Source organism: Aestuariivivens sp. NBU2969 (genome assembly GCF_019931125.1).
Taxonomy (GTDB): domain Bacteria; phylum Bacteroidota; class Bacteroidia; order Flavobacteriales; family Flavobacteriaceae; genus Aestuariivivens; species Aestuariivivens marinum.
This window is the reverse complement of record NZ_JAIOUU010000009.1, coordinates 107,705-121,900: the sequence shown is the minus strand read 5'-3', so window position 1 is coordinate 121,900 and position 14,196 is coordinate 107,705. Positions and strand designations below refer to the sequence as shown.

Annotated in this window: 6 protein-coding genes; 2 read left to right on the top strand and 4 right to left on the bottom strand. The window is 37.6% G+C overall.

Translation table 11 applies throughout. From position 1 onward, the window contains the following. Positions 1 to 3,148: HYR domain-containing protein (locus K7G79_RS08655; protein ID WP_223551070.1), on the bottom strand; the 3,148-nt coding region annotated here is incomplete at its 3' end. A 226-nt stretch (positions 3,149 to 3,374) separates the two neighbouring features. Between K7G79_RS08655 and K7G79_RS08650 the strand changes: the two genes are divergently transcribed. Further along, a complete protein-coding gene (locus tag K7G79_RS08650) occupies positions 3,375 to 4,964 on the top strand; it encodes a peptide chain release factor 3 (RefSeq protein WP_223551068.1) in 1,590 nt (529 codons plus the stop codon). 119 nt (positions 4,965 to 5,083) lie between these two features. After that, positions 5,084 to 5,323 (top strand): (4Fe-4S)-binding protein, encoded by a 240-nt coding sequence (locus K7G79_RS08645; RefSeq protein ID WP_223551066.1) that lies wholly within the window; start codon positions 5,084 to 5,086, stop codon positions 5,321 to 5,323. Between the two features lie 267 nt (positions 5,324 to 5,590). Here the strand turns inward: K7G79_RS08645 and K7G79_RS08640 are convergent, their stop codons facing one another. From K7G79_RS08640 to rpoB, 3 genes are all read right to left on the bottom strand, one after another. Further along, positions 5,591 to 5,908 carry a DUF3467 domain-containing protein gene (locus K7G79_RS08640; protein ID WP_223551064.1) on the bottom strand — a complete coding sequence of 106 codons (318 nt, stop codon included), beginning with the start codon at positions 5,906 to 5,908 and terminating at the stop codon, positions 5,591 to 5,593. Between the two features lie 91 nt (positions 5,909 to 5,999). Next, positions 6,000 to 10,301: a DNA-directed RNA polymerase subunit beta' gene (gene rpoC / locus K7G79_RS08635; protein WP_223551062.1), complete on the bottom strand. Its 4,302-nt coding sequence runs from the start codon at positions 10,299 to 10,301 to the stop codon at positions 6,000 to 6,002. A 29-nt stretch (positions 10,302 to 10,330) separates the two neighbouring features. Beyond that, positions 10,331 to 14,143 carry a DNA-directed RNA polymerase subunit beta gene (gene rpoB / locus K7G79_RS08630; RefSeq protein WP_223551060.1) on the bottom strand — a complete coding sequence of 1,271 codons (3,813 nt, stop codon included), beginning with the start codon at positions 14,141 to 14,143 and terminating at the stop codon, positions 10,331 to 10,333. Between the last annotated feature and the right edge of the window lie 53 nt (positions 14,144 to 14,196).

The following is a 14,196-nucleotide window of genomic DNA, read 5'->3' as shown; positions in this document are numbered from 1 at the left end:
CAATGGTAATGACCTGGTCACAGGATGAACTATTGTTATTGGCATCGGTAGCCGTCCAGGTCCTGGTGATCACGGAATTGTTGCCCGTACCTGCTGCTACCACATCTACAAAGGTGATAACCGGGGAACCATCACAGTTGTCCGTCGCTGTGGCACTGCCCGTACTAGAAGGAGTGCTGTCCGCATCACACGCTATGGTAAGATCCGATGGACAGGTGATAACCGGTGGGGTCGTGTCATTCACTATTAATTGGAATGCACATTCAGAAGTGTTTCCTTTATCATCCGTTGCTGTTAAAGTAACAATTGTAGTACCAAACACTACCGTACCGGCAACCGGACTTTGTGTAACTGTTACATCTGTGTCACAATTATCTGAAGTCGTAACTAATCCTGTATAATCTAGAACCGTAAATTGACAGTTAGCATCAGAGCTTACACTCTGGTCATCTGGACAAGAAATACTTGGTGATTCATCATCCGTTACGGTTATTGTCATAACACAAGTATTCGTGTTTCCATTAGTATCAGTCGCTGTCCACGTTACCAATGTATCTCCTATTGGATATACATCACTAGCATCAGAAGTACCATTAAAATCATTTGTAAATGTAACTACCCCACAATTGTCACTCGTTAAAGGAGCAGGAACTGGTACTGTAGCTTCACATAATCCTAAATCAGTAGACTGAGTAATATTAGTAGGACACGTTATATCTGGTGCAGTAGTATCAACTACCGTTATAATCTGCACACAGGAAGATTCATTATCATTTTGATCGATAGCTGTCCAAGTTCTTGAAATTGTAAAATTATTTCCAACTCCAGGAATTAAAACATCTGTATAATCTATTGTGATGGTCCCAACTGGTGCACAATTATCTGTGGCTGTGGCAATACCAGTATTAGTAGGAGAATTATCTTCATCGCATTCAATAGTAATATCAATTGGACAGGTTATTTCTGGTTCAACATTATCAACTATATTAATTATTTGAGTACAAGAAGAAGTATTTCCACTACTATCAGTAGCCGTCCAAGTTCTTGTAACTTGAGCATTATTTCCAACTCCAGGTGCGATTACATCAGAATAATCAATAAATATATCATTAGCAGCTGTACAGTTGTCGGTTGCAGTAGCAACACCAGTTCCAGACGGTACCGCACCATTGGGGGTGCAAGCAACAGTAATATTTGATGGACAAACTATCGTGGGTAACTGAGTGTCATTGACCGTTACATCAAAACTGCATTGCGCTGTATTATTCGATGCATCTGTTACAGTATAGGTCACCGTGGTGGTACCCACCGGGAAAATGTCTCCAGGGTTATGCGTGCTGGTCACGGTAAATCCAGGACAGTTATCCGCTCCCGTCGGAGCAGTCCAAGTCACTACCGCATCACAGGAATCTGTGTCATTGCTAACGGTAATGTCCGATGGACAAACTATCGTGGGTAACTGAGTGTCATTGACCGTTACATCAAAACTGCATTGCGCTGTATTATTCGATGCATCTGTTACAGTATAGGTCACCGTGGTGGTACCCACCGGGAAAATGTCTCCAGGGTTATGCGTGCTGGTCACGGTAAATCCAGGACAGTTATCCGCTCCCGTCGGAGCAGTCCAAGTCACTACCGCATCACAGGAATCTGTGTCATTGCTAACGGTAATGTCCGATGGACATCCTGATATCATAGGAGCATCATCATCGGTAATTGTAATATCAAAACTACATGAGGAGGTATTGCCACCTGCATCGGTGGCTGTGTACGTTACAGTCGTGGTTCCCAAAGGAAAAGTGTCTCCTGGACTATGAGTACTAGTAAAACTCGTTTCACCACAGTTGTCTGAAGCCGTTGGCTCAGTCCATGTAACTACTGCATTACAACCTGTGGCATCCGTTCCCTGAAATATATCCGATGGGCAACCTGGCACTGGGTCTATTAAGTCTTCTACTGTAACTGTGGTAGTATCTGTAATAACGCAACCATTGCTATCAGTTATTTCTACCGTAAATATATCACCGTTTACTGCACCAGTTACTATTGGCATTTGCGATGTTGCATCAACAATAGTTGCAGAAGAACTATTTGTAGTCCAAAACCAAGAAACAGCATCACCACCAGTTTCATTCAAAGTAATATCCGTATTTGGGCAAACTGGACTACTATTGGACGCTATAGCAGTAGGTAAGGGATTCACAACAACTTCAATCGAAGCCGTAAATGTAAAAACAATTTGATGCGTGATTGTAACTTCATAAGTATAGGTTCCTACCTCTAATCCACTTACTACAGGATCTTGGTCTGTGCTATTAAAGGTATATCCTCCCGGTCCTGTACCCGTCCAGACAAATATATTTGTAGGATCGGTTGCTCCAGTTCCAGAGGGATTTGCCATTAGATTTAGGTCTTCTCCTTCGCATATCGGCGAATTAGAAGATGGCGCTACATAAATACTGCCGCCATTGGCCATTAAATCTGCAAAGCTAAATGGATCATCCTGCCCTCCTCCTTCACCATTGCAGGAGGCAAAAATAGCATCACCAATTCGCAATCTTTTCGAAGAACTACAAGGGATACTATTATCTAAAAAGCCACCTACATCATTAGGGTCATCGGGATCATCCAAAGCCACAATAAAAGCAGCCCCTGCCGGTAAAATAAGGTCTACAGAATTCTCCCAGTCCATGACACCTCCATCATTTGCAAATAATATCAAGGTATTTAAAAAGGCATCTGCAACTAATTCAATTCTCTCTAAACCATTTAGGGGATCAGCATCTCCAATGATAACTGAGTTCATTGGTTCAAGAATATCTGAACTTAAAATAATGGTATGACCACCTACTATCGAAACATCATTGGTTGGGTTTCCTCCCGGTTGACCAGGATACTCGGTCGTTTGAACCCAATTGTTCCCATCGTAATACTCCCAATTATTGGGATCTGTCCAATCCCCATCGCCTACTGAACGATAATCTCCCATTGTCTGGGATAATACTATACCTGATATTAAAAAAACAACCGTGCAAATAATGTTCTTAAAAACAAAGCTTATCTCTTTATTTGAGTTTTCAAATGTATTTTGACTTAAATACTTTTTAAAACGAAGTGTTAAGTGAGGGCTTAACCTAGTTGTTATCATAATTATGAAACCTATAAGTGTTCTTTAAAAATAGAAATATAGATGGAATGATATTTTGTTTCATTATTTTTTTTTAAACATGTTATACACAATTTTATTTCAGGAATTAAGACCATCCTAAAACTTATGGACTATAGTAAATAATATTACTTTTAATATAATATAAGACACGGAATGCGGCATCTTTTGTTGAAATGATTAATATATTTGCTGAAATTTTTAATATATGTCTTTTTTAAAAGAGATACATCGCAGACGCACCTTTGGTATTATATCTCATCCCGATGCTGGTAAAACAACATTAACCGAAAAATTGTTGCTTTTTGGTGGTGCAATACAAGAAGCAGGCGCTGTAAAAAGTAATAAAATAAAAAAAGGCGCTACCAGCGATTTTATGGAAATTGAGCGCCAAAGAGGTATATCGGTAGCTACTTCTGTATTGGCCTTTGAATATAATGGCACCAAAGTAAATATTTTAGATACACCTGGACATAAAGATTTTGCCGAAGATACATTTAGAACGCTTACTGCTGTAGATAGTGTTATTGTGGTTATTGATGTAGCCAAAGGGGTTGAGGAACAAACCGAAAAGTTGGTGGAAGTATGCCGTATGCGTAACATTCCTATGATTGTCTTTATTAACAAATTGGATCGGGAAGGAAAAGATGCTTTCGACCTACTTGATGAAGTGGAACAAAAACTGGGCTTAACCGTTTGCCCATTAAGTTTTCCAATAGGTATGGGTTACGACTTTAAGGGAATCTATAATATATGGGAAAAAAATGTTAATCTCTTTAGCGGTGACAGTCGTAAAAATATAGAAGAAACCGTTGAGATTTCAGATTTACAATCTCAAACATTAGATAAACTAATTGGAGAAATATCGGCTGATACTTTACGTGAAAATCTAGAGTTGGTTGAAGGGATATACCCAAAGTTTGACAAAGAAGCATATTTGATTGGTGATTTACAACCTGTCTTTTTTGGTTCGGCATTAAATAATTTTGGCGTAAGGGAATTATTGGACTGCTTTGTTGAAATTGCCCCTAAACCAAGGGCTAAGCAAAGTGAAGAACGTTTGGTAAAACCAGACGAAAATAAGTTTAGTGGCTTTGTTTTTAAAATACACGCCAATATGGATCCTAACCACAGAGACCGATTGGCCTTTGTAAAAATTGTTTCCGGCAAGTTTGAGCGTAATAAGCCCTACTTACATGTTAGAAACAACAAAAAAATGAAATTTTCCAGCCCAAATGCTTTTTTTGCTGAAAAGAAAGAAATTGTAGATGTATCTTATCCAGGTGATATTGTTGGTTTACATGATACTGGAAACTTTAAAATTGGCGACACCCTTACTGAAGGAGAAACTATAAATTACAGAGGAATACCAAGTTTCTCACCTGAACACTTCAGATACATAAATAATGCTGATCCTCTAAAATCGAAACAACTTTATAAAGGAATTGACCAGTTAATGGATGAAGGTGTTGCCCAATTGTTTACTCTGGAACTTAATGGCAGAAAAGTAATTGGTACTGTTGGAGCATTACAGTATGAAGTCATTCAATATCGTTTGGAACACGAATATGGTGCCAAGTGTACTTATGAAAATTTAAATGTTCATAAAGCTTGTTGGGTGGATGCTGAAGATGAAAAGAATGAAGAATATAAAGAGTTTATTAGAGTAAAACAACGCTATTTAGCCAAGGACAAACAAAACCAATTGGTATTCTTGGCTGATTCGGCATTTTCGTTGCAAATGACCCAACAAAAATACCCCAGTATTAAATTCCATTTCACATCTGAGTTTAATTAAATACTGCCTGTAATTTATCTGTTAATCGTATTTTTTCAACTTTTAATCCAGTTTTTTAACCCTTAAATGACCTATTCTTTAACTTTAATAAAGAATCATAACCCCAAAATGATTGAGCCATGAAAGAAGTAAATGACCGAGAATTTAGTAATAATGAGATTACTGTAACCTACGACCCATGTATTTGTACGCTTTCCGGAAAATGTTCAAAAGAACTTTCAGATGTTTTTAGCAACACTGTTATTCCTTGGGTAAATTTAGATAATACGGAAACCAAAAGAATAATACAACAAATTAAAAGATGCCCTTCTGGTGCCTTACAGTATTATCTTAAAAAAGAAGAAAAGCAAGCAGTTTAAATTCGATAACAAGTTTTGAATATTAAAAAATCCTTTGAATGAGTTTCTTCAAAGGATTTTTTCATTCTATTATACTTAGAGTTTAATAGTCTAAATAATAAAGGAATAGGAAGCTGTTAAAAATTACATTTTAAGCAACCCCTTTTAAATGTTTTTTACAAAAATCCAACTAAGCCTGTCCTGTTGGTCCAAAATTCAAAGGAATAGGCGGTTGCTCATTGAAACATTTCAAGCAACCTTTTTTAAGCTTTCTTTGCAAAATTCTCGCTAAGCCTGTCCTGTTGGTCCAAAATTCAAAGGAATAGGCGGTTGCTCGTAATCCTTGATTTCTCCATGATCATTTTCAAACCGTGCGACATTATCGCCCAATGCTTTTAGCAATCGCTTGGCATGTTGCGGCGTTAATATAATTCGGGATTTCACCTTATTTTTAGGAACCCCTGGCATGATATTGACAAAATCAATCACAAATTCTGAAACAGAATGATTAATAATAGCCAGATTGGAATAAGTCCCCTCTGCAACCTTCTCATCAAGCTCAATATTGATTTGTCCTTGTTTTTTGTTATCGTTTTCGTTTGCCATAACTATAAGTTTTAAATATAAAAGCCTTCAGGTTATAATAACTTGAAGGCTTTATTTTGATAGATTCCCGCCTTCGCGGAAATGAAAAATTCTAGTTGTAATTCAACTCTTGCTTCACTTGCATCATTTCTTCGAACTCCTCTTTAGAACCTACTATAATGTTTGCATAGTTACGCATACCTGTACCTGCCGGAATTCTATGTCCAACAATAACATTTTCCTTCAATCCGTCTAAAGTATCTACCTTACCTGCAACAGCAGCCTCGTTAAGTACTTTTGTTGTTTCTTGGAAAGACGCAGCAGAAATAAACGATTTGGTTTGAAGCGATGCTCTTGTAATACCTTGTAATATAGGTGTTGCAGTTGCTGGTTGCGCATCCCTAGCCTCAGCAAGTTGCTTATCTTCACGACGTAACAGAGAATTTTCATCCCTTAACTGACGTGGAGTAACAATCTGTCCTGCTTTAAGATTGACAGAATCTCCAGCATTTTCAACAACCTTCATTCCAAAAATATCATCGTTTTCCTTGATGAAATCTGATTTATGTACTAATTGATCTTCTAAGAATAAGGTGTCCCCTGAATCAATAATCTGTACTTTACGCATCATTTGCCTAACAACAACCTCAAAGTGTTTGTCGTTAATTTTCACCCCTTGTAATCGGTAAACTTCCTGTACTTCATTTACTAAGTACTGTTGTACTGCTGAAGGTCCTTTTATATTTAGTATATCGTCTGGAGTTACTGAACCATCAGATAAAGGCATACCTGCTTTTACATAATCATTTTCCTGAACTAGGATCTGATTAGATAGCTTCACCAAGTATTTTTTAACTTCACCTAATTTAGATTCAACGATAATCTCACGATTACCACGCTTAATCTTACCAAAAGAAACAACACCATCAATCTCACTAACAACTGCAGGGTTAGATGGGTTACGTGCTTCAAACAACTCTGTTACACGTGGTAAACCACCAGTAATATCGCCAGCTTTAGCCGACTTACGAGGTATTTTTACTAAAATCTTACCTACACTAATCTTCTCACCATCATCAATCATTAAGTGGGCACCAACTGGTAAATTGTAGGAACGGATAACCTCTCCCTTACCATCTTCTACATGAAGCGTTGGAATAAGTTTCTTGTTTCTTGATTCCGAAATCACCTTTTCCTGGAAACCTGTTTGTTCATCTATTTCAACTTGGTAAGTGACCCCTTGTTCAATGTTTTCATACTTTACTTTACCAGCAAATTCTGAAATAATTACACCGTTATATGGATCCCAAGTACAAACCACATCACCTTTCTTAAGTTCATCGCCACTATTTATGTATAATGTTGAACCATAAGGTATGTTATTAGTACTTAATGTAATACCTGTTTTCTTATCGATTAACTTAATTTCAGAAGTACGTGAAATAACGATATCTATTTCATTACCTTCAGCGTCCTTACCTTTTACCGTTTTTAGGTCTTCAATTTCTGCAATACCATCAAACTTAACGGCCAATTTATTTTCTTCTGAAATGTTACCTGCAATACCCCCCACGTGGAAGGTACGCAATGTTAACTGTGTACCAGGTTCACCAATAGATTGTGCTGCAACAACACCAACAGCTTCACCACGCTGTACCATTTTACCTGTAGCTAGGTTACGACCATAACACTTCGCACAAATTCCTTGCAAGGCTTCACAGGTAAGTGCAGAACGTACCTCAATACTTTCTATTGGAGATTCTTCAATCGCTTTAGCAATATCATCTTCAATTAACTGACCAGATGCTACTAACAACTCATCCGTTAATGGATTATATACATCATTTAAAGACACACGACCTACTATTCTTTCTTCCAGTGTTTCAACAACTTCGTCGTTTTTCTTTAATGGTTCTACTTCAACACCCCTTAAGGTTCCACAGTCTTCAGAATTAATAATAACATCTTGAGATACATCAACCAAACGTCTTGTTAAGTAACCCGCATCAGCAGTTTTAAGAGCTGTATCCGCAAGACCTTTACGCGCACCGTGGGTAGAAATAAAATATTCTAAAATAGAAAGCCCTTCCTTAAAGTTAGAAAGAATCGGGTTTTCAATAATCTCTCCTCCACCAGCGTTTGATTTTTTAGGCTTGGCCATCAATCCACGCATACCGGTAAGCTGACGAATCTGTTCTTTAGATCCACGAGCTCCAGAGTCAAGCATCATGAATACCGAATTAAACCCTTGTTGATCCTCACGAATACGCTTCATGGACAACTCAGTCAACTCTGCATTGGTAGAAGTCCATATATCAATAACCTGATTATAACGTTCATTATTTGTAATCAGTCCCATATTATAGTTGGCCATAATACCATCTACTTGCTGGTTAGCACTGACTATCATGTTTTGTTTTTCTGGTGGAATGATAATATCTCCCAAACTAAATGATAAACCGCCTTGGAATGCAAACTGGAATCCTAAAGTTCTAATCGCATCCAAGAAATCAGCTGTTTCAGGAACTGAAGTCACTTTAAGGATATCCCCAATAATATCACGTAACGATTTTTTAGTCAATACCTGATTGATGTAACCCGCTGCCTGAGGCACATGTTGGTTAAACAACACACGGCCAACAGTAGTTTCAATAATCATTGGCTCTAACTTACCATCTTGGTTAATATCCAATGTTCTTACCTTAATACCTGCATTTAGGTGAACTTTCTTTTCGTTGAACGCAATTTCTACTTCCTCTGGAGAATAAAATGTTAATCCTTCTCCTTTAATTGGATTATCTGGTGTAGACTTACGCTCTTTGGTCATATAATACAACCCAAGAACCATGTCCTGAGATGGTACCGTAACTGGGGAACCATTTGCTGGGTTAAGGATATTATGTGATGCCAACATTAATAACTGACACTCTAAAATAGCTTCTGGTCCTAACGGTAAATGTACAGCCATTTGGTCACCATCAAAATCCGCATTAAATGCGGTACATACCAATGGATGTAACTGAATAGCTTTCCCCTCAATTAATTTTGGTTGGAAAGCTTGAATACCCAAACGGTGTAAGGTAGGAGCACGGTTTAGCAATACTGGATGGCCTTTAAGCACATTTTCCAAGATATCCCAAACCACTGGCTCTCTTTTGTCTATAATTTTCTTTGCAGATTTAACAGTCTTAACAATACCTCTTTCAATTAATTTTCTGATGACGAAAGGCTTATAAAGCTCTGCTGCCATATTCTTTGGCAATCCACACTCATATAATTTTAATTCTGGCCCTACAACAATTACCGAACGTGCAGAATAATCAACACGTTTACCTAAAAGGTTTTGACGAAAACGGCCTTGTTTACCTTTAAGGGAATCGGATAAAGATTTTAATGGTCTGTTAGAATCAGTTTTTACAGCTGAAGACTTACGTGTATTATCGAATAACGAATCTACAGATTCCTGCAACATACGTTTTTCGTTACGTAAGATTACTTCTGGAGCTTTGATTTCCACCAAACGTTTCAAACGGTTATTACGGATAATTACCCTTCTGTATAAGTCGTTCAAATCGGACGTAGCGAAACGACCTCCATCTAAAGGTACTAACGGACGTAATTCAGGTGGAATTACCGGAATAACTTTCATAATCATCCACTCTGGACGATTTTCACGATTGTTGTTAGCTTCACGTAAAGCTTCAACCACCTGCAAACGTTTTAAAGCTTCTGTTTTACGTTGTTTAGACGTTTCAGTATTGGCTTTATGGCGTAATTCGTATGACAAAGATTCTAAATCGATTCTTGCCAACAACTCTATTAAACATTCGGCTCCCATTTTAGCCAAGAACTTATTAGGATCGTTATCGTCTAAATACTGATTATCCTGCGGTAATGATTCAAGAATGTTTAAATATTCTTCTTCCGTTAGGAAATCCATTTTTTGCAATGGTTCCCCTTCTTCATTTTTAGCTATACCTGGTTGAATAACTACGTAACGTTCGTAGTATATAATCATATCTAATTTCTTAGATGGTAAGCCTAACAAATAACCTATTTTGTTAGGTAACGAACGGAAATACCAAATATGAGCCACAGGAACCACTAAGTTAATGTGTCCTACGCGATCACGACGTACTTTCTTTTCAGTAACCTCTACACCACAACGGTCACAAACAATACCCTTATAGCGAATACGCTTATATTTTCCACAGGCACATTCATAATCCTTTACCGGACCAAAAATACGCTCGCAAAACAAACCATCGCGTTCTGGTTTGTGCGTGCGATAATTGATAGTTTCTGGCTTTAAAACCTCACCATTAGACTCTGCTAAAATAGACTCTGGTGAAGCCAAACCAATGGAGATTTTGTTAAACCTCTTTACTGCGTTCTTATCTTGTTTTCTTGCCATAATATATGGTTGAAATGATTTTTAATTAACTACTCCTCTAATCTAATATCTAACCCTAGGCCTTTCAATTCGTGCATCAATACGTTGAATGACTCAGGTAGTCCTGGATCTGGCATTGGTTCACCTTTTACAATACTTTCGTATGTTTTTGCCCTTCCAATTACATCATCTGATTTTACGGTTAAAATCTCACGTAAAGTACTTGAAGCACCATAAGCTTCAAGTGCCCAAACTTCCATCTCACCAAAACGTTGACCACCAAATTGTGCTTTACCACCTAGAGGCTGTTGTGTAATTAATGAGTAAGGTCCTATAGAACGTGCATGCATCTTATCGTCTACCATATGTCCTAACTTCAACATGTAGATAACGCCCACTGTCGCTGCTTGGTCAAAACGTTCACCAGTACCACCATCATATAAATGTGTATGACCGTAACGTGGAATACCAGCTTCATCAGTCAATTCATTAATCTGATCGATGGTTGCTCCGTCAAAAATTGGGGTCGCAAATTTACGTCCTAATTTTTGTCCTGCCCATCCAAGAACGGTTTCATAAATCTGACCAATGTTCATACGTGACGGTACACCAAGTGGATTCAGTACAATATCAACAGGCGTTCCGTCTTCCAAGAATGGCATATCCTCTTCACGTACAATACGAGCTACAATACCTTTGTTTCCGTGACGTCCGGCCATTTTATCTCCTACTTTAAGCTTACGTTTTTTAGCAATATAAACTTTAGCCAACTTGATGATTCCAGCTGGTAACTCATCACCTACAGAAATGGTAAACTTCTCACGACGCAAAGCTCCTTGCAAATCGTTTTCCTTTATCTTATAGTTATGCAGTAAATCGGCTACTAACTGATTAGTATGATCATCTGTAGTCCATTTTCCTGACACTAAGTGTGCATAATCATCAACAGCGTTTAACATTTTAAGTGTGAATTTTTTACCTTTTGGCAATACTTCTTCACCTAAATCGTTGTATACACCTTGAGCCGTTTTGCCATTTACTATAGCAAAAAGTTTATCGATTAAAACGTTCTTTAAATCATCAAACTTAGCATCGTAAACACCTTCTAATTGTAATATATCGTCTTTGTCCTGAGCACGTTTTCTCTTATCTTTAACGGCTCTGGCAAATAACTTTTTATCGATTACAACACCATTTAATGATGGAGACGCTTTTAAAGAGGCATCTTTTACATCTCCTGCCTTATCACCAAATATTGCACGTAATAACTTTTCTTCTGGTGTTGGGTCGCTTTCCCCTTTTGGTGTAATTTTACCAATAAGGATATCGCCTGGTTTTACTTCTGCACCAACACGAATCATTCCATTTTCATCTAAATCCTTTGTGGCTTCTTCTGAAACATTTGGAATATCGTTGGTAAGTTCTTCATTACCAAGTTTAGTATCCCTTACCTCTAACGAATATTCGTCAATATGTATTGAGGTAAATATATCCTCACGAACAACCTTTTCAGAAATCACAATCGCATCCTCGAAGTTATAACCTTTCCAAGGCATAAAGGCTACTTTCATATTTCTTCCAAGTGCCAACTCACCACTTTGTGTTGCATATCCTTCACACAACACTTGACCTTTAGTTACCTTATCACCTTTAACCACAATTGGCTTTAAGTTAATAGAAGTCCCTTGGTTTGTTTTTCTGAACTTCACCAATTCGTAAGTTTTAATATCACTATCGAAACTTACCTTAGCTTCATCTTCTGAGCGTTCGTATTTAATTTTTATTTCGTTTGCATCTACATAAAGCACCTCTCCATTTCCTTCAGCATTAATCAATACCCTAGAGTCTGATGCTACTTGACGCTCTAAACCGGTACCAACAATTGGTGATTGCGGTAATAATAATGGTACGGCCTGACGCATCATGTTCGATCCCATCAAAGCACGGTTTGCATCATCATGTTCCAAGAACGGAATTAAAGATGCCGAAATAGAAGCTATTTGATTAGGTGCTACATCGGTATAATGTACATTATCTGGTTCGGTAACAGGAAAATCACCCTCCATTCTAGAAATTACCTTATCATGCAATATCTTTCCAATATCATCTACCTTTACTGTTGCCTGAGCAATCAATTTTTCTTCTTCTTCTTCTGCACTTAAATATACAGGAGCTCCTTTGATATCAACAACCCCATTTTCAACAGGGCGGTAAGGCGTTTCTATGAATCCCATGGAATTCACCTTAGCATATACAGCAAGTGAAGAGATCAATCCAATGTTTGGTCCTTCAGGTGTTTCAATAGGACATAAACGACCATAGTGTGTGTAGTGAACATCACGCACCTCAAAACCAGCTCTTTCACGGGAAAGACCACCTGGTCCTAAAGCAGATAAACGACGCTTATGGGTTATCTCTGCCAATGGATTGGTTTGATCCATAAACTGAGACAACTGGTTTGTACCAAAGAATGAATTGATTACAGACGATAAGGTCTTGGCGTTAATTAAATCGATAGGTGTAAACACCTCATTATCACGAACGTTCATACGCTCACGAATGGTACGTGCCATACGCGCTAAACCAACACCAAATTGTTGTGATAATTGCTCACCTACTGTTCGTACACGACGGTTTGATAAATGATCAATATCATCAATCTCTGCCTTAGAATTGATTAGCTCAATTAAATATTTTATGATGGTAATGATATCTTCCTTGGTAAGCACTTGCTTATCCATTCCTATATCAAGACCTAATTTTTTATTCATTCTGTAACGACCAACTTCGCCTAAAGAATAACGTTGGTCACTAAAGAATAATTTATCAATAATACCACGAGCCGTTTCTTCATCTGGTGGCTCTGCATTACGTAACTGACGGTAAATATGTTCAACTGCTTCCTTTTCGGAATTCGTTGGATCCTTTTGAAGTGTGTTATGAATTATAGCATAATCGCCTTGCTCTGAAGTTTCCTTGTGTAAAAGGATTGTTTTTACTTCAGCATCAAGAATTTCTTCAATATTTTCTTTATCTAAAACGGTATCACGATCCAACACAATTTCGTTACGTTCGATAGAAACAACTTCTCCTGTATCTTCATCAACAAAATCTTCATGCCATGTATTAAGTACACGTGCTGCAAGCTTGCGCCCTAAATATTTCTTTAATCCAGTTTTAGAAACCTTAACTTCTTCAGCTAAATCAAAAATTTCTAGGATATCCTTATCACGCTCAAAACCAATAGCACGGAAAAGAGTTGTTACAGGTAATTTTTTCTTTCTATCGATGTATGCATACATTACCTGGTTGATGTCTGTAGCAAACTCTATCCAAGACCCTTTAAACGGTATAACCCTTGCAGAGTATAACTTGGTTCCATTCGCATGGAACGATTGACCAAAGAACACCCCTGGTGAACGGTGTAATTGGGAAACAACTACACGCTCGGCTCCATTAATAACAAATGTACCACTAGGTGTCATGTAAGGTATGGTCCCTAAGTATACATCTTGAACAATGGTCTCGAAATCTTCATGTTCAGGGTCCGTACAATACAACTTTAACCTAGCCTTAAGCGGAACGCTATAAGTTAATCCCCTCTCAATACATTCTTCAATAGTATATCTTGGTGGATCTACGAAATAATCTAAAAATTCTAATACGAATTGATTACGTGAATCTGTAATTGGAAAGTTTTCCATGAAGGTATTATACAACCCTTCATCACCTCTTTCTTCAGATTTAGTTTCTAATTGGAAAAAATCCTGGAAGGACTTAATCTGAATATCCAAGAAATCTGGATATTCTGTTCTATTTACAATAGAAGAGAAATTTAATCTTTCAGCTTGTGTTGACAACATCAATGGACGAAATTTTGATTAAAAAAATAGTGATAGTGCCTATAAACACTAGT